Raw genomic sequence first — 22,658 nt, forward strand, 5'->3', positions numbered from 1 at the left:
TCAGATCACTGTGCGGATCGGATCAGCCCTGCCGGACGCCCACCGGCTCCGACGCGGAACCCCGGGCCGGAATGCGCAGGGTGAACACCGAACCGACGTCGACCGTGCTCGACACGCTCACCGTTCCCCCGTGCGCCTCGGTGAGCCGTCGCACGATCGAGAGGCCCAACCCGCTGCCGCCCGTCCGGCGGTTACGGGACTTCTCGGCGCGCCAGAACCGGTCGAAGACGTACGGCAGTTGCTCCGCGGTGAGACCCTCCCCGGTGTCGCTGACCTCCAACACCAGATCCCCGTCCGGCTCGCTGCGCGCCGCGCGCACGGTCACCTCCCCGCCCGAGGGGGTGTGCCGGATCGCATTGGTGACGAGATTGCCCACGGCCTGCCGCAGCCGCACCGGGTCGGCCACCGGATCGTCCGGACCGCCGCCCCCCGCCGGCCCGGTGGACGCGCTCACGGTCAGGGTGACCCCCGCGGCGTCCGCCCGGGCCTGGTGCGCCGCCGCGACCTGGGCCAGCAACTCCGCGACGGGCACCGGTTCCGGATACAGCCGCAGCGCCCCCGCATCGGCCTCCGCGAGGTCCTGGAGGTCGTCGATGATGTGCTGGAGCTGCACCGCCTCCTCCAGCAGCGAGGAGACGAGCGCCTTGTCCAGGTCGGCGATCCCGTCCTGAGCACCCTCCAACCACCCCCGGATGTTGCTCAACGGGGTCCGCAACTCGTGCGCGACGTCGCTGACCATCACCTTGCGCTGCTCCTCCAGCCGGGTGCGGTGCGCCGCCATGTCGTTGAACGCCGCCGCGAGTCGTCCTATCTCGCTGTCCGCGGGCACCGGAACCGGCGTCCACCGGTCGCCGCCCGAACCGTCCTTCATCCGTTGCGCCGCACCCGTCAGCGCATGCAGCGGACGCACCAGCCGCGTGCCCGCCACCACCGACACACCGACGGTGAGCGCCAGGACGAGGGCGGCGGCACCCGCGATCTTCGCCGTGTTGCCCGGCGACAGCTCGAACTTCGACGGGGTCCCCCCGTCCCGGTCCGTGATGAACAGCAACGCTTCGGGAGCCACGTGGGAGGACAACTGCTCGCCCCGGGCCTGGTGCAGGCACAGGCCGATCGTCCGGTGGTCCTGTGAGGTGCGTGCCGTGCTCGGGTTCGGCGTGTCCGACCAGGTCAGGTCGAGGCCGACCTCCACCCGTGGCTGCCTCCGCCGGTCGAGACAGGCGTTGGTGAGGTCGTTGAGCGTGTCGAGCGCCGTGCGCTCGGACGCGGTGGGGGCGCTGAGGGCTCCCGTGTCACACCCCCGGCCGTCGTCCAGGAACATCTCCGAGGTGTCCGTGTGCGCCGTGCGTTCCAGCCGTGGCCGTCCACTGGGGCCGGTGACGAGGGTGACCGTCAGCCCGCGCGCCGCGTAACACTGGGCCTGACGCTCGGCGAGCACCCGCAGCCGGGTCCGGTCCGCCGCGGAGAGACGGAAGGGACCGACGGCCCGCGGGTCGATCCGGTCGACCCCCGATTCGTCCACGGAGCGGGAGGCCCCCACCGAACCGCGCGCCCCGCCGTTCGGCTTCGGCCGTTCCTCCGGGGCCTGCGGGGCCGTCGGGGCCTCCGGAGCGAGGTCGACCTTCGGCGTTCGGCCCGGCACCACGGCCTGCGAAGGCACCGGTTCGGGGCGGACCTTCGTGGGCCGGGGCGTCTGAGGAGCGATGGTCCTCCGGGTCGTCAGGTCTTCGGCCGACTCCCCGCCGGCGAGCGCCGACAGCGTGGTGTCCACGGCCAGCGGGTTGACGGTCACCGACGCCTGCGGCGGCAGGTTCGGGCGCACCGCCTCGGGGCTGGAGTCCGCGAACGGGGTGCGGTCCCCGTCGGTCAGGGTGATCCGACGGCCGGTCCGCTGCGCCAGGTCGTCCACGGTGCCTTGCACGTCGTCCCAGTCGGGGTGGGTCGCCGCGTAGTCGAGCAGGGTGTTGTAGACACGGGTGTCGTCGGCCAGCAACTGCCCCTGTTCCTTCTTGATCGCACCCGAGGTGGTCTGCACGGCCAACCATGCCGTCGCCGCCACCGAACACGCGGCCACCAGAGCCGACACGGCGAGGAACCGCCCCAGCAGGCTCTTGCGCAGGGGCAGCCGCCGCGGCCGCCCCGTCGCCCGGGGCGTGCGGCCCGGTCGCGGGGGCGCGGTGCTACCCACGGTGCCCGCTCCGGGGGCCACCGCGGCCCCGCTCCGGATCGGTGAGCTTGTAGCCCACCCCGAAGACGGTGAGCAACCGCACCGGGCGCCGCGGCGAGCGTTCGATCTTCTTGCGGAGGTTCATCACATGGACGTCCACGGTGCGGGTGCTGATGTAGCGGTCGAAGCCGTGCAGTTCCTCCAGGAGCCGCTGCCGGCTGAACACCCGGTCGGGTTCGGCGGCCATCGCGGCGAGCAACCGGAACTCCCCGGGCGTGCACTCGACCGCGACGCCGTCGATGCCCACCTCGTGGCGCCCGGGGTCGACGGTGAGCGCCCCCACCCTCAGCGCGGGTTCCGGTTCCGGCGGCGGCGCGGGCCCCCGGCCCCCCCCCGGGGCCCCCCCCCGCCCCCCCGGGGCGGCCCCGGGCCGCCACCCCCCCGGGGGGGGGGGGGGGGGGGTCGGGGGCGCGGGGCGGGGGGGGCCCGCGCCCGCGACGCCGCCGAGGCCCACCCCGGGGCCCCGGGGTTCGCGGGGGCGCGCCCCCCCCCGCCGCGGGGGGGCGGGGGCGGGGGGCGGGGCCCCCCGGGCCCCGGGCGGGGCCCGCGCCCGGCGCAGCAGGGTCCGGACCCGGGCCATCAACTCGCGCGGGCTGTACGGCTTGGTCATGTAGTCGTCGGCGCCGAGGTCGAGCCCGAGCAACAGGTCGTCCTCGGTGCTGCGGGCCGTGAGCATCAGCACCGGCAGTTCACGGGACTCGGCCCGCAGTACCCGTATGACGTCGAGGCCGTCGGCCCTCGGCATCATCACATCGAGTATCAGCAGGTCCGGCTCGTGGTGCCGGACCCGCTCCAGGACGGACAGACCGTCACGGGCGTGCGTGACGGTGTGTCCCTCGCGTTCCAGATAGCGACGGATCAGTTCGGCCTGTTTGTCGTCATCTTCGGCGACCATGACTTCTGCGCACACGTCGATGATCGTAGAGGAGGTACGACGATCGGACCGGTGCGCTCCCCGCTCACCCGGTGCGGGACCGATCGGGGACGCTCCGTCACTCCGCGGCGAACACGCCGATCCCGTTGGCGACCATGCGCTCGGAACCGTCGGTGGGATGGTTGCGCACCGACGTCTTGCGCGCGCCCGAGGCCCGGGTCGCCAGGGTCGTCGAGCCGCCCCCGTCGAGGTTGAACCCGTCCTCGGCACCCGCGTCCCGCAGCACCCGGGCCAGTTCCGCCACGGTCAGGCCCTTGCGGTGCGCCGCCGCCCCGTCCACGGCGAACAACAGCAGCTTGCGCCCGCCGCCGGCGATGCCCACCGCGGTGCGCACCGCAGAGGCCGCGGTGTCGAGCCCGGCGAGCGGAGCACCACCGCGCAGCACCGGGAACCCGCCGATCGCGAACCGGTACGACACGTCCGTCACCGACGGGACGAGCCGGTGCCGAACCGTCACCGCGTCGCCCACCGACAGCTTCCGCAGCCGCTGCGCGCCCTCCTCCCGTCCGACCAGGACCGTCGTGCCCTCGGGAACGCGTCCACTGCCCGGCACGTCCGCGGTCTCGACGACCTCGCCGCCGCGTACCGCCACCTCATGGGTGTCCTCGCTGCACGGCGCGCCCCGGCTGGTGTCGCTGCCGCAGGTCGCGCGGAGTCGGGAGCGGCTGCCCCAGTCAGGGGTGAAGGCCCCCACGGAGCCGACCTTGAGGGCGTACTGGTTCAGTCCGTGCAGCTTCACCGTGCCGTCCGGTGTGGTGAACGCCCCGTCCAACCGGAGCCGGTCCAGCCGGGCCCGGCCCGTGGTGTCGACGCCCAGCACGTCCTCGGGGCTGGTGCCGGACGGCAGCGACGGTCCGAAGCGCTGCTTGCGGGGGACCGCGGCCTTGAGGGCCCGTCCCTGGGCGACGGCCGGGCCGACCGGGGCGTAGGTCGGTGACACGCCCGGATGCTGGGCCTCGGAGATGTTGAAGAAGTCGCCGTTCACCCCGGCGACGGCGCCCGCGGCGTTCGCCAGCGAGGAGACGGTGGCCCGGGCGCCGACCACCGACGGGTAGAGCAGCCCGACACTGACCCCGGGGGCACCCAGGTCGACGGTGACCAGGTGTCCGTGCGTCATCCCGCGCGGGGTCTCGATGTCGTAGTGACGGTACGTCACCCCGCCGGCGACGCGCTGGGTCACCCCCAGGGAACCGTGGGCCCCGGGGGGCGCGCCGCGGACCGCGCCCGCGAGGGCCCTCTTCGAGGGTGCCCGGTCCGCGGCCTGGGCGCCGCTGGCCGGAGCCGCGGCGGACAGGGCCGTGGCGGCGAGCGCGGTGCACGCGAGGTACGCCGTCCACACCGCCCTGACCCGGACGCGCTCTGCGGTGGGCCCGGACCGTTCGGCGCGAGGCCGTCGGCGGGGTCCGGTCGCCCGTCCCGTACCGCGTTCTGTCACTGCGCGTGCTCCCTTCGCTGGTCACCCGTCCAACTTCCGCCCGGTGGAACGGGCTTCGGTCGGTGAGCGAGTCCATCAGAAGGGTCGGTGACAGTGGGGGGAACACCTCCCCGCGCTACGCGAACGGATCAGAAAACACACTCCTTCGGGTGCTTCGGAGGCCCCCGCCAGCCCGCCAGTAGGCCAGCTCGCCAGTAGGCCGGTCCGCCAGTAGGTCAGCGGGCCAGCAGGTCGGTGGTCGGGGCGGGGGAGCGGCGGCCGTCGGCTGTCGCACGGTGCGGCGGCGGGACGGTCAGGGGATGCGGGCCACGGCACCCCACCCCACGTCGGCCGCGATGCCGAGCGTGCTGCCGTCCGGCCGCCAACGGGGCATCGGGACCAACCCGGGCGCCACCAGGTCCAACCCTTCGAAGAAGCCGGCGATCTGCTCCGGCGTCCGCAGGACGTACGGGACGCCGCCGGCCGCGGCGTAGTGGTCGTTCGCCGTGGCCAGCGCCGGCAGCCGGGAACTCGGCGCGGTGTGGCTCAGCACCAGACAACTGCCCGGGGCGACCCCGTCGACCAGCCGCCGCACCAGCGCGTACGCCTCGTCGAGATCGACGATGTGGCCGAGCATGTCGCTGAACACCAGGGCCGTCGGCTGCCGGGCGAGGTCCAGCGTGCGCGCCGCCTCGGTCAGCACCCGCTCCGGATCGCGGATGTCCGCGTGGACGTACGCGGTGGCCCCCTGCGGGGTGCCGTCCAGGTACGCCGCCTGGTGCACGGTGACCATGGGGTCGTTGTCCACGTACACCACGCGGGCCGTGCGGTCGGCCGCCTGGGCGATCTCGTGGACGTTGGGCTCGGAGGGCAGCCCCGCGCCCAGGTCCAGCACCTGGCGCAGACCCGCCTCGGTCACCGCCCACCGAACCGACCGCCGCAGGAACTGACGGCTCGACAGGGCGAGCTCCCGGATCTCCGGCACCTCCGCCGCGAACGCCTCCGCGGCGACCCGGTCGGCTTCGTAGAAGAGGTGGCCGCCCTGCCAGAAGTTCCAGATGCGCGCCGAGTGCGGGACGCCGGTGTCGACGTCGGTCGGTGCCTGGCGCGGCGGAACGGGCTCGGTCATGGTGCGGCTCCTCGGGGCGGCGGTCGGGGCGGGGCCCGGGGAGGCCGTGTCGGGGTCGCCCGCCCCGGGCGACGACCGCCCGTTCGTCACGTGCGCCGGAAATCACCTCATGCAGCCATATTGCGGGCCGCACGACTTGCGCGCATCGTGGAGGTATGGCCGACCAGGAGCGCCCCGAGCCCCGGTCGGGCCCTCGGCGGAGCGGGCGCCCGGCGGACCGGCCGCGCACGCTCGCCAGATACGTCCAGGCGGGCCCGGAGGGCCCCCGGCAGGCACGGGCGCACGTCCGCGCGGCGCTCGCCCGGTGGCACGTGGACCAGACCGTCACCGAAACGGCGACCCTGGTGGCCTCCGAGATCGTCACGCACGCGGTCCTGCACTCCGGCGCCGTCCCCGGTCGCGCCGCGGTCGAACGGGTCCGCTGTCAGGTCGAACACTGGCAGCGGGGCGTCGTCCGCGTCACCGTCGAGGGGCCGCCGTGCAGTTGCCTGCCCGGCCCCCGTCCCGCCGCCAGCGCCGAGGGCGGCGGTGACCCCGTGCGTGACCTGCGGGAGTACGCCCGGGGGTTGGAGGTCGTGGTGGCCCTGTCCGACGCCTGGGGCGCCCGCCAGACCGACACCGGCCAGACGGTGTGGGCGCAGCTGTAGGCCGGCCCGACGCCCCGGGCGGAACCGTGCCGGCCAGGGGCCGCCGACACGGTCGAACATGCGATGTGTGGAATTGCAGATTTCTGCAATTCATGGGCAGAAGGAAGCGGGTGCCGGGTTCAGCCGGGTTGCCCTCCGCCGTACCGAGGGTCACTCCACCCGCCGTCGCCCCCGGGGGAGGGGTACGGGTCGTCGGGGTGGAGCGGGAAGTGCGCAGGGCCGCCGCCGTACTCCTCGCCGGGGCCGCCCCGGGGCATCGACTCCTCGTGCCGGTGCTCCGGGGACGGTGCCGCGGCCTGGGGTTCCAGGGGGCCCTGCCAGCGGTGACTGTGGGCCGGGTGCGCGAGGTGCACTTGGGTGTGCTGCACCGCCTGCTGCTGGTACGCCGCCCTCCCGTAGACCTGCCCGCCCATCCCGGGGTGCGGCTGCGCGTACGGGTGCGGGCGGGCCGGTGCGGCCTCGTGGGCGCCCCCCTGGACGTAGCCGTGGGCCGGCGCTTGCGGTGCGGCCGTGCCGGACCCGGCGGGAGCCCCGTACGGCGCGCTGGTGCCGGGCTGCTCGGCGGGCCAGGGCCGCCCGGCGGTCGGAGCCTCGGACCCGGCGATGAAGTCCCCGGCCCGGGAACCGGTTCCGTCGGCCCGTCCGTCGGCCGGGGGTCCGGCCTCCGCGGCCGGCTCCTCGCCGGGCAGCAGCACTTCGACGTGCTCGGCACCGGACTTGAGCCGCTGCTCCGCCCACTCCTCGATCTGGGCCCGGCACGCCAGGTCGAGGTGGGTCACGGCGCGGGCGTCCACCACGACGCGTCGCTCGCCCGCGACCGAGTCCAGTGCACGGATCAGCCGGATCAGCCGCAGGAAGGTCGCGTTGCCCTTGAGCACCAGACGGGTCGTGTCGCCGTCGCCGACCCTGCGCACGGACAGGTGGGACATGCGCAGGGCGGTGAGCACGATGGCGACGGCCAGACCGCCGATGACACCGTCCAGCAGGTCGGTGACCACGATGGCGCCCGTGGTGACGAACATGACCAGGCCCTCGCCCCGGTCGGTCCGCCACATCTTCACGAACGAGGGCGGGTTGAAGAGCTTCCAGCCCGCGTGGAGGAGCACGCCGGCGAGGATCGTGACCGGGATCACCCCCAACAGGCCCGGCAACAGCAGCCCGAAGCCGAGCAGCCAGGCGCCGTGCAGGATCCGGGAGACCTTGGTGGTGGCGCCGGCCTGGAGATTGGCGGCGCTGCGGACGATGACCGCGGTCATGGGGAGTGCACCGAGGAATCCGCAGAGGGTGTTGCCGACGCCCTGGGAGAAGAGTTCGGCGTTGTACTTGGTGCGCGGGCCGGTGTGCATGCGGTCGACGGCCGCGGCGCTGAACAGGCTCTCCGCCGAGGCGATGACGGTGAAGGTCACGACCATCGTCAGGACCTTCGGGTCGGTGAGCCCGTGGAAGTCCGCGAGCCCGACGAAGTCCACCGCGTCCAGCAGATTGCCGACCTGGACCTTCTTGACGTCGAACCCGGGCAGCGCGGCGACCGCCGAGCCCAGCACCACCGCGATCAGCGGCGCCGGCACCTTGCCCAGCGGGTCGGGAACCTTCTTCCAGAGGAAGCAGATCACCACGGCCATCAGGCCCAGGGCGAGCGCCGCGCCCTTGCGGGAGTCACCCAGGACGTCGGCGGCGAGATCGGGGAGCCCCGCGATGTTCTTGAGGGCGGTGCCGAGTTGTTTGGAGTCGACCAGGGCGTAGGTCTGGCTGAGGATCAGCGGCAGACCGATGCCGGCGAGCATGCCCTGCACCACGGACAGCGAGATCGACTGGAAGACCCGGCCCAACTTCAACAGGCCGAGCGCCATCTGCAGGACGCCGCTGACGAGCACCACGACGCCGAGCAGACCGACCCCGTGTTCCGTCGTGAACTCCAGGACCAGTACGGCCAGTCCGGCGGCCGGGCCGCTCACCTGGAACGTGCTGCCGGGCAGGAAACCGACCACCAGGCCGCCCACGATGCCCGAGATGATGCCCAGGGACACGGGTACGCCCGACGCCGCCGCGACGCCGATGCACAGCGGCAGCGCGACCAGGAAGACGACCACCGACGCCATCAGGTCCGCGCCGAGGGCGGCCGGGGACAACGCCCCGGACGGATCGCCCGCTGTCGATCCACGGCTCCTGCGCGCGTGCCGTCCCGCACCGGGACGTGTTCGTTTAGACGACACCGTGTTCCTTTCGCTGCGTCGTGCACGTCGACGAGCCGTGCGGCTCCCCCCGGGCTCGTGCCGGGTGCGCGGACGCATGGGTTGGGGGATTGCGTCTCCGCCGCCGCCCCACGGGGTTTCGCCCTTCCCGCGGGCGTCTGAGGTCGTGGAGGAGGGCGCCGGGAGGACCCGTCGACCACGCCGGGCCCTGCGCGGTGACGCCTCCGGTCCTTCGGGGCGGACCGGTGGTCGCCGCACGCCGCGCTCCCTGTCGAGCGGCTGGGACATCTGGGGTTCCTGAGGCGTCCGGACGGGCACCTCGGGCCGGATCATGCGCCGGTGGTGTGAGCCGTCGGTGAGATCATGGTGAGAGCGGCCTCATGGGAACCGCGGGTTCACCCCCGCCCGGTGTGCCGACGCGTCCCGCACGGGCGGCGGGGTCCACGGTCGACTCCCTTGTCGTCGTGCCTGGTCACAGCCCTGCTGTTCGCTCCCGAACGGGCTCTCGTCGCGCAGGGCACGAGCCAGGAACGCCCCCTCGGAAGGCGTCGGGGACGTCGATTCGTAGATATGAAGAATTTTGCAATTGACTAGCTGGAGTCTGTTGCGGAAGCGGAGCCGGAACGGCCTGCCGACCCGGGCGGGGCGCCCGGGGGCACCCCGCCCGGGGGCGTCAGAGCTGACGGAAGTAGACCGTGAGGGGATGGGGAGTACACCCGAGCGCCTCGTACAGGGCTCGGGCCGGTGCGTGGAACCGGTCGCCTCCGGTGCCGATCTCGACGACCTCGGCACCGAGGTCGCGCATCCGGTCGAAGGCGTGCTCGCACAGGGCCGTGCCCAGGCGGTGGCGCCGGTGCCGGGCCGAGACGGCGAGGACCGTCACCTCGCCCTTCCTGCGGGGCGGATCGACGCTCCACGCCACGTAGCCCGCGAGGTCGGCTCCGACTTCGGCGACGGCGACGTACGCGTGCCGTTCGGGTGCGTGGAGTTCGGCGACCTGTGTGCGGTAGTCCTCGCGCCAGTTGCCGTGTTGAACGGCGAAGACGGCCTCGCCCACCGAAGGGCGGAAGGACTCCTCGTAGAACGGCCGGAACGTGTCGATGGTCAGTTCGGTCAGTGGTGCCAGGTCGTGCCGGGTGAATGCGCGGATGAGCACGGAGTGTGCCTCTCGGGCCGAGGGCGTGGTGCCCGGGCGGGACAAGGGCATCGATCGGCCCGCTCCCCGCCCCAGGATCGACGGTGAGCCGGCCTCCTCAGCGACGCGTGCGCCAGGCGCCGAAACACTCCATGCTGCGCATCGTAGGGCCCGGCGCGTGTTTCGAACACGCCCCTGCCCGGAACCGTACGCCGCCGCTCAGCCGTCTCCCGGGCCGGACGGACGGTCACCCGTCTCCGTCCCCGTGGGCAACAACGGCTCCGGCACGCCCCACGCCGCCTCCGTGGGATCTCCCTGCCGGGGGAAGTCGGGGACGTCCTGCGGCCCGCATGCGAGCATGGCACCAGTACGGGCTACACGGAGAACGGGGTGAGCGGGCGGTGAACGCGGCAGTACCGCTGTATCAGGCGAAGGCGGAGTTCTTTCGGATGTTGGGGCACCCGGTGCGCATCCGGGTGCTGGAACTGCTCCAGGACGGGCCCAAACCGGTTCGCGAACTGCTGGGTGAGATCGAGATCGAAGCGTCCAACCTGTCACAGCAGTTGGCGGTCCTCCGGCGCTCCGGCATCGTGACGGCCACCCGCGAGGGGTCCACGGTGGTCTACGCGTTGGCGGGCGGGGACGTGGCCGACCTGATGCGCGCGGCACGCCGCATCCTCACCGAAATGCTCGCCGGGCAGCACGAGTTGTTGACCGAGCTACGGGCCGCCGAGGTGCGGACGGACGTTCCCTGACTGCCGGTTCGCCGGGGCGCCCCTCCAGGACCTGCGCGAAGTCCCGTTCATCCGGCAGCCGGGCCGGTCCTCCACGCCGCCCACCGGCCTCGGCGGCCCCGACGCCGCCTCCCGGCGCAGCGCTAGAGGGGGAGGGTGATCCAGATGCTCTTGCCCCGACCGTCGGCGTCGCCGCGCAGGACGGCGGTGCCGCCGAGGCCCATGGTGAGTTCCACGACGGTGGCCAGACCGCTGCCCGGACCACCGGCGAGCGAGCCGTACAGGGCAGGTTGGTAGGGGTGCCGGTCGTGCACGGCGAAGGCCAGGGCATCGGCGCTGGCCGCGTAGGTGACCGTCACCGTCGGTGAGAGCGCGGCGGCGTGCCGAACGCTGTTGGTGACCAGTTCGGACACGATCAGCAGGGCCGGGTCGACGCTCGGGTGACGGCAGTCGATGCCCCACTCCACCAGCACCAGTTCGGTCATCTCGCGTACCGTCCGCACGGACTCGCCCGTCGTGGGCAGCACCAGTACGTGCCGCAGCGGCCAGTGCTCGGCGGGCGCGGCCATCACCGTCCCGCCGTCCGGCACGGGCACCGCGGGCCCGACATCGTCACAGTGCCCTCCTCGTCGAGGTCGCAGGGACCGCAGGTGACACGAGGGCGGCCCCGGCCGCCTCGTGGAATCCGGCCCGGCGGCCCGGTCCAGTACGGCAGGGAAGCCATGATGTAGACAATTGCAGAACTCCGCAATTCCCCGACCCGGCCGTGCCGGGACGCACGTCGACCACGGGACGTCCCTTCCGCGGTCACCGGGCACCGACCGCTGCGGGGCGCCCGAAAAGTGGGTGCGGGAGGCAACCGGTCGGTGCCAGGCTGCGGCGGTGAACCACGAACAGATCTCCCGCATCGCCCACACCGACCACCCCGTCAAGGCCCCGCTCGACGACGAGTCGGTGCGCCGGCTCCTGGACCGCGCGATCCCCCACGAGGACGCCCGGGTCCTCGACCTCGGCTGCGGCCCGGCCGAGTGGCTGCTGCGCGCCCTGGCCAGCCGCCCCGGACTGCGCGCCGAAGGGGTCGACGTCTCCGCCGACGCGCTCGCCCAGGCCCGTGCGGCCGCCGCCGACCTCGGCGTACAGGACCGCTTGACCCTGCACCGCGGGCGGGCCGAGGAGTTCGTTCCGGACCGTCCCTTCGACGTCGTGCTCAGCGTCGGGGCCACCCACGCCTTCGGCGGACTCCTCCCCACCCTCGCCGCCGCGCGCGAACACCTCGCCCCCGGCGGACACGTGCTGGTGGGCGACGGCATCTGGCAGGGCGAACCCACCCGGGAGGCCGTCGAGATGCTCGGGGACTTCGCCGACCTGGCCGCCACGCTGGACCTGGTGACCGCCGACGGCTGGACACCCGTGCACGGCCATGTGAGCACCCGTCGTGAACTGGACGACTACGAGTGGGCGTGCTGGGGGACGCTGGCCGCGTGGGGCCTGGACCGCCCCGACCACCCCGACGGCGTCGAGGCCCTCGCGACGGCGGCCACCCGGCGCACCGAATGGCTGCGCGTCTACCGAGACACCTGGGGCTTCCTCAGCCTGGTGCTGCGCCGCACCTCGGACTGAGCAGCGGCCCACCGTCCCCTGCGCACCCGTTCCGACGGGCGCCCACCCCGCGTTGTCAGTGCGCGCACCTAGGTTCGTACCCGTCCCGCAGATCCGGCGTGGACGTCCCTGTGGTGTGCGGAGGAGATGACGTGTTGTCCGATGGGGAGAGGTCGAGTACGGCGCGGGTGGTGCCGCCCGCACGGCCGCGCAAGCTCGCCAAGGTTCCGTTCGTCGAGCTGGCCGACCGACGGGTGCAGGGCGTGGTGTCCAGCGGCTCCGACATCGGGCGGGTGTACGTCTCGTCGGTCACGGCCGGCACCTACGCCTTCGCCTGCAGCACCAACAACAACCGGCCCTGCGGCGGGGCGCGCGGCACCTACTGCAACCACATCCGTGCGCTGTTGGTCGAGGCCGTGCTCCAGTACGGTGCCGAACGCGTCGCCCGCTACCTGGGCGTGGACGCCACCGGTGACGAGCCCACCGCGCAGACCCTGACCACGGCGATGAGCGGCACCCGCCCCCCGCAGGGCGACACCACGGCCGCCGCACCGGTGTTCAGCCGCTTCCTGCGCCACCTCGCCTACCTGGAACTCGATCCGACCACCGTCCCGGTGCCCGAGATGCAGTGGTTCCCGCCGACCAGGGCGGTGGCGTGATGCGTGCCGACGTCCTCACCGAACCGATCGCCGGGCTGGACGAGGCCCTCACCGCCGTCGACGGCTTCGACCGCGCCCTCGTCACCGGCCTGCTCCGCCCGCCGTCCGACCGGGCCGCCGGCGTGACGGGCCTCGCCCACGCCCTGGGCGGGACGCCACTGGCCGCACGCGTCACCGAGGCCGCCGCCAAGACCGTCGCCGGAGCCGCCGACGAGGAACACCTCCTCACCCTGGCCGCCGCCCGCAGCGCACTGCTCGGCTCCGTCCACGACGCGCTCACCCACTGCGTCGACGAAGCGATCGGACGGCCCACCGGCGGGAGTTCCTTCCCGGCACCGGGCGAACCGCTGGCGGCGAACCTCCTCGCGGCGGCCCGCTCCTGGCTGTCCGAACTGGCCCGCGGCGGATGGACCGGCATCGACCACGAGACGGTCTCCGGGGCCGCCCCGATCGTCTCCGCGATGCTCCCGGTCCCCGACCTACGGCGCCTGGCGACCCTCCTCGACGGCTTCGCCGCCGAACTCGCCGCCTCCTGCCCCGGAACCGCCCTCGAACGCGTACCCGTCCGACGCTGGGCCGACCTGTGGTCGCGCGCCGTGCTGCTGACCCTGCCCGGCGCGCTCACCCCGCCGGCGACCACCCCCGCCACCGGACGGCTGCTGCCCCTCGGGATCGACCTCCAGGAACACGCGACCGCGGTACAGGCCCAGGTCCACGCGGTGTTCGAACCCGCCGACGACGGCCCGCCGCGGCTCGTACGCGCCACGGCGTCGGCGCCGAAACCCGACACGGTCGTGGGCGCCGGACCATGGCAACTGCTCCGCCCGCGACTGTCGCTGCTGAACGCCGTCAGCGAGGGCCGGGCGATGGACCTCTCCGCGATGCCGATCACTGCCGGGGGCGACCTGATCTGGAACGACGAACAGGCCCGTGCCGGCGAGCCCGCGGCCCCCTTCACCACGGCCCGGGTGGTGCTGTCCACCGCGACCCGTGCGGCGACCGCGCCCCTCGACCGACACCCCGCGGGCATCGCCGTCCCCGTCCTCCTGGAGGGCTACACCGTCGAACAGGACGCGGTCGAGCCGACCTTCACCCTCGCCGGACACCGACTCGCGGTCGCCACCGACCGCCTGCCGATCGCCGGACCGCTCACCCCCGAGGCCGTCGGGGCGTCGAGCGCGTGCATCGGCCTGCTCCGCTGGGATGCTGGCACGTTCAGCGTGCAGCCGCTCGCCGTCGAGACCACGGTCCGGAAGAAGACCGTCGCCGTCCACGCCGGCGCCTGGGCCGGCGGCACCAGCGACAAGGCCGGAGCCAGGGCCGAGAGGGCCGCGACGGACGCCGTGGCCGTACTGCGCGAGCGCGCCGGAAAGCTGTTGCGGACATGACCGAGCCCACCCCGGGAGCGACTTCCCACGACAACCGCCGGCAGGTCCTGTACTGGCGACTCCTCGCCCGACTCCTCGACCCCGAGGAACAGCCCGCACTGGAAACAGCGAGCCTCGCCGTGGTCGACGACATCGGACTGCCGTCCACGCTCCTCGACCCGCAGGTCTCCGTCGACTCGGTCGTCCAGCGCCACCCCGAGCTCGCCGCCGAACTCGACGGCCTGATGCTCACCGGACCCGGGCCGGCGACCGGCTCCCCGGACGGCGGCAGTGACGGCGACGACGACGGCGACGACGACGGCGACGGCAGCGACCGCGATCGCGACGACCGTGATCGGGCCGCCGAGGTACGGCGCGCGGCACTGGTGTCCAAGATCCTCCTCAACGTCTACTCCTCCGGCACCGGACCGGTCACCGCGCAGCAACTCGCCCACTGGCAGTCCGACGCGGGCTGGCTGGAGCGCGCGCTCGGCTGCGCCCCCGGCCAACTGCGCGCCGGCCGAGCCGCGGGGGGACCCGGAACAGGCGTCAGCCCGACCGGCACCGACAGCGCCGGAACCACCCCCGACCCCAGCCGTTTGATCCCCGAGATCGGACCCGAACTCGGCGCGATCGAAGCCGCGCTCGTACGGCGCATGCGGCTGCGCGAAGTGCTCGCCGACCCCCGGCTCGCCGGGCGACTGACCCCGAGCATGTCCCTCATCGAGCAACTGCTGCGCGACAAGGACAACCTCTCCGGCGTGGCACTGGCCAACGCCAAGTCCCTGATCCGCCGCTTCGTCGACGAGGTCGCCGAGGTGCTGCGCACCCAGGTCGCCCGGGCCACCGTCGGCGCCCTGGACCGCTCGGTCCCACCCAAACGGGTGTTCCGCAACCTGGACCTCGACCGCACCATCTGGAAGAACCTCACCAACTGGAGCCCCGAAGAGGAACGGCTCTACGTCGACCGGCTCTACTACCGCCACACCGCGCGCAAGACCACGCCCCAGCGACTGATCGTCGTGGTCGACCAGTCGGGCTCCATGGTCGACGCGATGGTCAACTGCACCATCCTGGCGTCGATCTTCGCGGGACTCCCCAAGGTGGACGTCCACCTGATCGCCTACGACACCCGGGCCCTCGACCTCACCCCCTGGGTCCACGACCCGTTCGAAACCCTGCTGCGCACCCGACTCGGCGGCGGCACCGACGGCACGGTCGCCATGGCACTGGCCGGGCCGAAGGTCGCCGAACCCCGCAACACCGTCGTCGTGTGGATATCGGACTTCTACGAATGGCAGGCCGAACCGCTGTTCGAGAGCATGGCCGCCCTCCACCGCTCGGGAGCCAAGTTCATCCCGGTCGGCTCGGTCAGCAGTTCCGGTCGCGGCAGCGTCAACCCGTGGTTCCGCGAACGCTTCAAAGACCTCGGCACACCGGTCCTCTCCGGCCACATCCGCAAGCTCGTCCACGAGCTCAAGACGTTCCTCGCTTAGAAAGGCCCCGCATGTCCGACCTGTTGCGCGCCCCCGCCGAGATCAAGTACGCCGAGGAACTGGACTGGCTGGAGTCCGTCGACGACGGCCCCAAGCCCTTCACCTGGCGCCTGTCACCCAAGATGGTCCGACTGTTCGTCCTCGGGTCCGAGCGCTCCGACGGCCTCGACCGCGCGATCTCCCCCAAGTGGTTCGGCGACCGCAGTTTCGTCGAACGGTCCATCGTCACGCTCGCCTCCGACCGCGGCCTGCTCCTCATCGGTGACCCCGGAACCGGCAAGAGCTGGCTCGCCGAACTGCTGTCCGCCGCGATCTGCCGCAATTCCACCCTGGTGGTCCAGGGCACCGCCGGCACCACCGAGGACCACATCAAGTACTCCTGGAACGTGTCCATGGTGATAGCCAAGGGCCAGTCCCGGGAGTCGATGATCCCCTCGCCGATCATGACCGCGATGGAGTCCGGCGCGATCGGCAGGTTCGAGGAACTGACCCGCTCCACCAGCGACGTCCAGGACGCCCTGATCTCGATCCTGTCGGAGAAGTACCTGTCGGTCCCCGAGCTGGACAGCGACAACATCGTGTTCGCGAAGCCCGGCTTCTCCGTGATCGCCACCGCCAACAGCCGCGACCGCGGAGTCAACGACCTGTCCTCCGCGCTCAAGCGCCGCTTCAACTTCGTCCGCATCCCCGTGGTGACGAACAAGAAGAGCGAGGCGGAGATCGTCCGCTTCCGCACCGAAGAACTGCTGCGCCGCCACCAACTGGAGCTGGAGGTGCCGCCCACCCTGCTCGACGTACTGCTGCGCAGCTTCGCCGACCTGCGTGCCGCCTCCGCCGCGGCGGCCAGCGACGACGAACGACTGGAGTCCGCGCTGTCCACCGCCGAACAGATCGGCGTCTTGGAGGACGCCGTCCTGCACGGCACCTTCTTCGGCGAGCGCGCACTGACGGCCCGCACCCTCGCCTCCTCGCTGGTGGGCTCGCTGGCCCGGCGCGAACCGGAGGACCTGGCCATCCTCAACAAGTACCTGCACGGTGTCGTGGAGCCGCGGAGCAAGGAGGAGGGCGGGGAGTGGAGCCCGTTCCTGGAGGGCGGCCGCGACGCGATCGCCACGCTGTCGTGATCCCCGAACACGAGGGGACCGGATTCGACGCGCTGCGCACCCAGATGCAGCAGGCCGCCACGGCCTTCGCCGACGGCCCCGACGCCCTGGAGGGCATCCTCCTCGGAATCGTCGACGACGTCGACCGCGCGGTCCGCGAACCACTGGAGGTCTTCCCCGTCTGCCACCACTCGCCGGCCTCCGCGACCGCGATGGCCCGGCGGCTGCGCGAGAAGCAGCCCAAGGTCGTGTACGTGGAACTGTGCGAGGACATGGCCCCCCTGCTGACCGAGCTCCGCAACTGCACGCTGCCGGTCGCGGTACAGGCCTTCGCGAGCGAGGCGGACGGCTTCCCCGCCGCGTGGGCACCGCTGTCCGTGGTCGCCCCGCTCACCGAGGCGTCGGCCGAGTACCAGGCGATCGCCTACGCGCTGGACACACCCGACGTCGAACTGGTGCTGGTGGACCGCTCCTCGGACCACGTGTTCCAGTGGCAGGCCCGCGACCACCGCACCCCGGGGCCGGGCACCGCGGACGCCCCGCCCGCCGAGGAACGGGCCGCGCTGCACGGTGACGCGGTCGGGGTGAAGATCGGCGACCTCCGTCCGCGCTTCGCCGAACTGGAGGAACACCTGCTGCACCACGGGCGGGTACGCCACTGGTCGGAGTGGTGGCACCAGTACGTCGAGGTGCCGCTCGGCGACAGCGATCACCACACCTACCGCCAGGTCATGTTCCTGATCGGCAGCCTGTTCCGCCGACTGGCACCCGGCGACCCGGAGCGGGTGCGCGTCGACGAGGACCGCGAACGGTACATGTGGACGCGGATGCGCGCACACCTCGCCGCCTCCGGGACCGATCCCGCGGACTGCCTCTACGTCTGCGGGGCGTTCCACGCGGCCAGCCGGGTCGCGGAGTTCGGTGTGCACGGAACCGACGGCTTCGAGATCGGCCCCCGCACCGCGACCCCGTGGAGTTACGGCCTCATCCCGTCCAGCCACGCGGCGATCGAGGCCCAGTTCGGGCTCGCCGCGGGTTCCGTGTCGATCGCCGCGACCCAGTGGGCCAAGAACGTCCGTCGTACCCGGGTACGCCCCTTCCGGCTGGCGGGACAAGCGGGACCCCGGCGACCGGCGCAGCCCCGCAAGCCGCCGCCGACCACCCCCGCAGCCGGCGACGCGCTCCCGGACCTGCTCTCCGGCTTCCTCCAGCGCCCGCCCGTCCTCGACGGACTCGACGAGGCCGAACTGCTCGACTGGTCCGTGGAGATCGTGCGCTCCGCACGCCGCAACGGGTACCTCGCCTCCACCGCCGACGCCATCGCCGTGTTCGAGACCTCGATCCTGCTCGCCGGCCTGCGCGACCGGGCCAGACCCACGCCCTACGACTTCCAGGACGCAGCGATCACCTGCATCGAGAAGGACCGGGTGCCCGGGCGGCGCGACGTGCGCCGCCTGGTGGAGATCCTCATGGGCGGCGACCGGATCGGGCGGGTCGGCTACGACGCGCTGCCGCCGCTCGCCCGGGACGTCCACGACCGGCTCGCCCCCCTGGGGCTGAAACCCGAACGCCGCGGAGTGCAGCGGGCCCTGCTGGACATGACCGCGCGACCGGAGCTGGAACGGTGCTCCGACGTGCTGTGGATGCTGCACCGACTGATGCCGCAGGGCGCCGCCCGACCGATCATGGGCGAACGCCGCCTCGGCGAGCGACCGATCCAGGAGTCCTGGGACCTCGCCCTCGGCACCCACCAGCGGGCACTGATCCAACTCGGCTACGAGGGCGTCAGCATCGAACAGGTCCTCGAACAACGCCTCCGACGCGTCGCCCACGACCCGCAGACGACCACCGCGAGCGTCCTCGAAGCCGTCGAGGACGCCACCCTGTACCTGCCCGGCCACCGGCTCGCCGACGAACTGGGCCGGCGCGCCCTGGAAGTCCTGGCGACCGAACGCAGCGTCGACGGCGCACCGGAGGTACTGCGCCGGACACGTCGCCTCCTCGCCCACTACCGGACCGCCCGCCCGATGCTGCCGCCGTGGATCGAGTCCTTCGTCACCACGGGCTACGCCCACTACTGCACCCTGCTGCCCACGGCGTCCACCGCCGAGGACGCGACCGTCCGCCAGGTCTCCGCGATGCTGGGCTTCCTGTTCGGGATGGAGGGCCTGGCCCTCTCGTTGGGCTGTGACCGCCACCAGTTGGAGTTGGCGATCACCCAGTCCCATCCGCAGGAGCCCGCCAAGGTGGCCCTGCTGTGGGCGGCCGAGGTGCACCTGGGGCGGACCTCCCGGGCCGAACTGCGCGCCCGCTGCGACGGCCTGCTGGACAACCCGCTGGTGGTGCCGTCCTACCCGCACTACCTCAGCGGGCTCCTGCACGCACTGGAACCCGTGCCGCAGCTCGCCGACTTCGTCGTCGAGGCGGTGTCGAACGCGTTCGCCCGGCTACCGGACCCGGTGCTCCTGCCCTGGCTACCGACCCTGATCAGTACCCTGCGCGCGGGCGGCACCGAACGGGCGCCGTTGCTGATCCGGGAGGCGGGGCGGACCTTCCCGGGCAAGCTCACCGCCCTGGACGCCTGGGTGCCGCCGTGGCAGAGCGCTCCGGCCGCCCCACCCGTGCTGCCGCCGTCCCAGGGCGGGGCGTCCCTGCTCACCACCCACCCGGCGACCTGCACCGCGATCGCGGCACTCCTGGGCTGCGAGGGGCCCTGGGAGCCGGCCGCTCCCGCCGGAGCGGAGCTCATCGCCCGTCACCCGGACACGGCGAGGGCACTGGAAGTGTTGCTGACGAACGGCTGAGAGCGGCGCCGGCGACACCGGACGTGCGCGGCGGGGGGCCGAGTGGGGGGACCCGACCCCGCCGTCCGGCGACGGCCGAGATTTGTAGCATACTCAGCGGGAATTCGACACGACCGTGAACACGGGGGGCCACTGTGACGTTCGATGCTGCCGTCCTGAGGGGCGTGCGCGGGGCAGGCGCCGGACGCCACAGACCCGTGCCACCGGTGCGGCGGGGCCGCGCCGGATGAGTGACGGTTCCGGCATAGCCCTGACCACCCCGTACCTGGACACGGACGCCGACCAGCTCTGCTTCTCCCTCGACCAGCATCCCCGCGAGGCCCTCGCGGTGCGCGAGCTGACGGTCAGCGGCATCGACGTGCACCTCCGACTGCTGGGTGCGTCCCACCAGGTGTTCGCCGGCCCCGTCCGGGAGACCGTGGCCTGCCTGCCCGGCGCCACGGGGGGCCTGCCCGACACGGTGCGCGCGTTCGACGGCTGGGAGTACCGGTTCGACGCCCGGGTACGGGACTTCACCCCGGAGGAGTTCAGCGACGAGGTGGCCTGGGTCCGCCGGATGTCCGACACCCACCCCCGCGCGCTGTACGGGATCTTCCCCGGCGCCACCGAAGCAGTGACGGCACTGGTCGTGGACCCGCTCGCCGCGGGACTGACCTGGCGCACCTGGCACACCTATCCGCAAAGCCGCCGGATCGTGGCGACGCACACCCGACTTGAGGCCCGATGAAGACCGCACGCCGCATCAGCGCGACGCTCCTCGCCACGGTGGCCCTCGCCGCCTGCTCCGACAGTTCGGAGCCGACCAACGCCGTCCCGTACCGATGGATCACCCAGCAGTACACGCTGGTGCCCGTCGGCTACGTCGACAAGCAGGACCTGCCGTCCGAGGTCGCCGACGAGATAGACGACCACACCTCGGCACAGGACGTGGACACCACCGGCGACACGGTCTTCCTCCGCTACCGGGACGACATCGTTGCCGTCGCCCCCTACCAGCGGGGCAGCCAGATCGAGATCGCGGACTATCGCACCGGCTACCAGCGGTGGAGCGGAAAGCTGCCCTCGACGTGGCCGCACCCGGACAGCAACGAGTTCCGCGGCGGGGGCCCCGGCGCCGGCAAGTAGCCCACCGCCGCCCGTCCGAGCCCCTCAACGACCCCAGCGAAAGGCACCACCGTGGCAGAGATCTTCGAGTCGGCAGGCATCGCCCTGCTCTACGGCCTCGTCGGCTTCGTGGTGATGGCGGTGGGCTTCATCGCCCTCGACCTCGTCACCCCCGGCAAGCTGTTCCACGTGGTGTGGACCGAACGCAACCGCGGGGCGGCCGTCCTCCTCGCCGGCCAGACGATCGCCATCGGCCTGGTCATCGAACAGTCGATCCGGGCCAGCGAATCCGAACAGGGCCTCGGGAACGGACTGGCCAGCACCCTGCTCTACGGGCTCGCCGGGGTCGCCGTCATGACGCTCATCTCCCTCATCGTGGGTCTGATGACCCCGGGCCGCCTGGGCGCCGTCGTCCTGGAGGACACCGGCGACCGCCCGCACCCCGCGGCCTGGGTCCAGGCCGCGATGTACCTGGGTACGGCCTTCATGGTCGGCGCGGCCGTCTCCTGACCACCCCATGAGCACCGACACGGCCCCCCGGACGTCCGCCCCCGCGCCGCCCGCGCACGGGCCCCCGTCACGGGGGGCACGGTTCCTGCTGCTGCTCGCGGTGTTCATCTGCGCAGCCTGCGGCCTGACCTACGAACTGGCGCTGACCGCGCTCGGCAGCTACCTCATCGGCAACTCCGTGATGCAGACCTCCGTGGTCCTGTCCGTCATGGTCTTCGCCATGGGCATCGGTTCGCTGGCCGCCAAACCGCTCCAGAAACGCGCGGTCGGCGGCTTCGCCCTGATCGAGGGGACCCTCGCCCTCGTCGGCGGCCTGTCGGTGCTCGTCCTGTACGTGTCGTTCGCTTGGCTGCGCATCTACATGCCCGCCATGGTGGTGGTGTCGTTCGCGGTCGGACTGCTCATCGGCGCCGAGATCCCGCTGCTGATGACGCTCCTCCAGCGGATCAAACGGCAGGAGGCGGGCAGCGCCGTCGCCGACATGTTCGCGGTCGACTACATCGGCGCCCTGGTCGGCGGACTGGCCTTCCCGTTCCTGCTCCTGCCGGCCTTCGGGCAACTCCAGGGCGCGCTGGTCGTGGGCGCCGTCAACGCCACCGCAGGTGTCGCCGTCGTGCTGTGGATCTTCCGCCACGAGACGCGCCGCATCGTGCGGATCGGTCTGCTCGCGGGCATGACCGCCGTCCTCGGCGTGCTCGGCACGGTGTACGTCCTGGCCGACGAGATCGAGGTCAGCGCCCGTCAGCAGCTCTACCGCGACCCGATCGTCCACGCGGAGACCACGCCCTACCAGGACATCGTGATCACCCGCTCCCGGGCGTTCACCGGGTCCCCGGACACCCGCCTGTACCTCAACGGCGACCTCCAGTTCTCCTCCGTGGACGAGTACCGCTACCACGAGGCGCTCGTCCACCCCGCCCTGTCGAAGAAGCGCGCGTCCGTGCTGATCCTCGGCGGCGGCGACGCACTCGCCCTGCGGGAGGTCCTGCGCTACGACGACGTCGAGCACGTGACGCTCGTCGACCTCGACCCGGCGATGACCCGGCTGGCACGCACCTTCCCGCCGCTCGCCCGACTGAACGACGGAGCCCTCGACGACCCGCGGGTCACGGCCGTGCACGCCGACGCCTTCAACTGGCTGCGGGACGCCACCCGACGCTACGACTCCGTCCTCATCGACTTCCCCGACCCGGACACCGCCGCACTGGCCAAGCTGTACAGCGTGGAGTTCTACCACCTGCTCGGCAAGGTTCTGAACCCGGACAGCCAGGTGCTCGTCCAGGGCGGCTCCCCGTTCTTCGCCCCCAAGACGTACTGGTCGATCGCTGAAACGCTCGCCGAGGCCGGCTACACCACCACGCCCTTCCAGGTCGACGTGCCCAGCTTCGGCAACTGGGGCTTCCTCCTCGCCACCGCGGACACCGACACCCCACCGCCGCTGCGCCTCGCCGCGGACGCCCCGCGGCTGAGGTTCCTGGACGGCCCCGTGCTCAGCGCCTCCACCGTCTTCCCGGTCGACCGCCGTCGCCAGGAGGTGCGGGCGAGCACGCTGATGGACCCCGCGGTCCTGGAGTACACCCGCCACGAATGGCGGAACTACTAGC

19 protein-coding genes are annotated in these 22,658 nt (G+C 72.6%); 12 read left to right on the forward strand and 7 right to left on the reverse strand.

Going from position 1 to position 22,658, the window contains the following annotated elements; translation table 11 throughout:
• Positions 1–22: 22 nt before the first annotated feature.
• The 4 genes from ACFYOU_RS22355 to ACFYOU_RS22370 all read right to left on the reverse strand — a co-directional run bounded on the left by ACFYOU_RS22355 (position 23) and on the right by ACFYOU_RS22370 (position 5,704).
• On the reverse strand, positions 23–2,188 hold the full coding sequence (locus ACFYOU_RS22355) for an ATP-binding protein (RefSeq protein WP_391307902.1): 2,166 nt from the start codon (positions 2,186–2,188) through the stop codon (positions 23–25).
• Positions 2,181–3,122, reverse strand: coding sequence for a response regulator (locus ACFYOU_RS22360; protein WP_391308029.1), 942 nt, complete (start codon positions 3,120–3,122; stop codon positions 2,181–2,183). Before ACFYOU_RS22360 ends, ACFYOU_RS22355 begins: the two co-directional genes overlap by 8 nt.
• A gap of 97 nt (positions 3,123–3,219) precedes the next feature.
• On the reverse strand, positions 3,220–4,500 hold the full coding sequence (locus ACFYOU_RS22365; protein WP_391308031.1) for a phosphodiester glycosidase family protein: 1,281 nt from the start codon (positions 4,498–4,500) through the stop codon (positions 3,220–3,222).
• A 388-nt stretch (positions 4,501–4,888) separates the two neighbouring features.
• Positions 4,889–5,704 (reverse strand): SAM-dependent methyltransferase, encoded by an 816-nt coding sequence (locus ACFYOU_RS22370; RefSeq protein ID WP_391307903.1) that lies wholly within the window; start codon positions 5,702–5,704, stop codon positions 4,889–4,891.
• A gap of 155 nt (positions 5,705–5,859) precedes the next feature.
• On the opposite strand from ACFYOU_RS22370, the gene ACFYOU_RS22375 reads away from it, so the two are divergent.
• On the forward strand, positions 5,860–6,351 hold the full coding sequence (locus tag ACFYOU_RS22375) for an ATP-binding protein (protein ID WP_391307904.1): 492 nt from the start codon (positions 5,860–5,862) through the stop codon (positions 6,349–6,351).
• 119 nt (positions 6,352–6,470) lie between these two features.
• Here the strand turns inward: ACFYOU_RS22375 and ACFYOU_RS22380 are convergent, their stop codons facing one another.
• Together ACFYOU_RS22380 and ACFYOU_RS22385 are read right to left on the reverse strand one after the other, a co-directional pair.
• On the reverse strand, positions 6,471–8,480 hold the full coding sequence (locus tag ACFYOU_RS22380; RefSeq protein ID WP_391307906.1) for a SulP family inorganic anion transporter: 2,010 nt from the start codon (positions 8,478–8,480) through the stop codon (positions 6,471–6,473).
• A 736-nt stretch (positions 8,481–9,216) separates the two neighbouring features.
• Positions 9,217–9,699, reverse strand: a complete 483-nt coding sequence (locus ACFYOU_RS22385) for a GNAT family N-acetyltransferase (protein ID WP_391307908.1) — start codon at positions 9,697–9,699, stop codon at positions 9,217–9,219.
• 380 nt (positions 9,700–10,079) lie between these two features.
• On the opposite strand from ACFYOU_RS22385, the gene ACFYOU_RS22390 reads away from it, so the two are divergent.
• Positions 10,080–10,433, forward strand: coding sequence for an ArsR/SmtB family transcription factor (locus ACFYOU_RS22390; protein WP_385493757.1), 354 nt, complete (start codon positions 10,080–10,082; stop codon positions 10,431–10,433).
• A gap of 122 nt (positions 10,434–10,555) precedes the next feature.
• Here ACFYOU_RS22390 and ACFYOU_RS22395 read toward each other — a convergent pair whose 3' ends face one another.
• Positions 10,556–10,981: an ATP-binding protein gene (locus ACFYOU_RS22395; RefSeq protein WP_389768977.1), complete on the reverse strand. Its 426-nt coding sequence runs from the start codon at positions 10,979–10,981 to the stop codon at positions 10,556–10,558.
• Between the two features lie 313 nt (positions 10,982–11,294).
• Between ACFYOU_RS22395 and ACFYOU_RS22400 the strand changes: the two genes are divergently transcribed.
• The 10 genes from ACFYOU_RS22400 to ACFYOU_RS22445 all read left to right on the forward strand — a co-directional run bounded on the left by ACFYOU_RS22400 (position 11,295) and on the right by ACFYOU_RS22445 (position 22,657).
• Positions 11,295–12,032: a methyltransferase domain-containing protein gene (locus ACFYOU_RS22400; RefSeq protein ID WP_391307910.1), complete on the forward strand. Its 738-nt coding sequence runs from the start codon at positions 11,295–11,297 to the stop codon at positions 12,030–12,032.
• Positions 12,033–12,166: 134 nt separating this feature from the next.
• Complete coding sequence (locus ACFYOU_RS22405) at positions 12,167–12,670, forward strand: hypothetical protein (RefSeq protein ID WP_391308033.1); 504 nt, start codon at positions 12,167–12,169, stop codon at positions 12,668–12,670.
• Positions 12,640–14,058 (forward strand): hypothetical protein, encoded by a 1,419-nt coding sequence (locus tag ACFYOU_RS22410; RefSeq protein WP_391307911.1) that lies wholly within the window; start codon positions 12,640–12,642, stop codon positions 14,056–14,058. Before ACFYOU_RS22405 ends, ACFYOU_RS22410 begins: the two co-directional genes overlap by 31 nt.
• The gene (locus tag ACFYOU_RS22415) at positions 14,055–15,533 is read left to right on the forward strand and encodes a VWA domain-containing protein (RefSeq protein ID WP_391307913.1); all 1,479 of its coding nucleotides are present in this window, start codon (positions 14,055–14,057) and stop codon (positions 15,531–15,533) included. The genes ACFYOU_RS22410 and ACFYOU_RS22415 overlap by 4 nt, the downstream gene beginning before the upstream one ends.
• 11 nt (positions 15,534–15,544) lie before the next feature.
• Positions 15,545–16,657, forward strand: a complete 1,113-nt coding sequence (locus ACFYOU_RS22420; protein WP_389768804.1) for an AAA family ATPase — start codon at positions 15,545–15,547, stop codon at positions 16,655–16,657.
• Between the two features lie 44 nt (positions 16,658–16,701).
• A complete protein-coding gene (locus tag ACFYOU_RS22425) occupies positions 16,702–19,440 on the forward strand; it encodes a hypothetical protein (protein WP_391308035.1) in 2,739 nt (912 codons plus the stop codon).
• A 226-nt stretch (positions 19,441–19,666) separates the two neighbouring features.
• On the forward strand, positions 19,667–20,167 hold the full coding sequence (locus tag ACFYOU_RS22430; protein ID WP_391307915.1) for a DUF2617 family protein: 501 nt from the start codon (positions 19,667–19,669) through the stop codon (positions 20,165–20,167).
• Positions 20,164–20,565: a DUF4247 domain-containing protein gene (locus ACFYOU_RS22435; protein ID WP_389768810.1), complete on the forward strand. Its 402-nt coding sequence runs from the start codon at positions 20,164–20,166 to the stop codon at positions 20,563–20,565. The genes ACFYOU_RS22430 and ACFYOU_RS22435 overlap by 4 nt, the downstream gene beginning before the upstream one ends.
• A gap of 51 nt (positions 20,566–20,616) precedes the next feature.
• Positions 20,617–21,054, forward strand: coding sequence for a DUF350 domain-containing protein (locus ACFYOU_RS22440; protein WP_391307917.1), 438 nt, complete (start codon positions 20,617–20,619; stop codon positions 21,052–21,054).
• 7 nt (positions 21,055–21,061) lie between these two features.
• On the forward strand, positions 21,062–22,657 hold the full coding sequence (locus ACFYOU_RS22445; protein WP_391307919.1) for a polyamine aminopropyltransferase: 1,596 nt from the start codon (positions 21,062–21,064) through the stop codon (positions 22,655–22,657).
• Position 22,658 lies beyond the last annotated feature (1 nt).

The sequence above is a fragment of the Streptomyces sp. NPDC005955 genome (assembly GCF_042871255.1).
Taxonomy (GTDB): domain Bacteria; phylum Actinomycetota; class Actinomycetes; order Streptomycetales; family Streptomycetaceae; genus Streptomyces.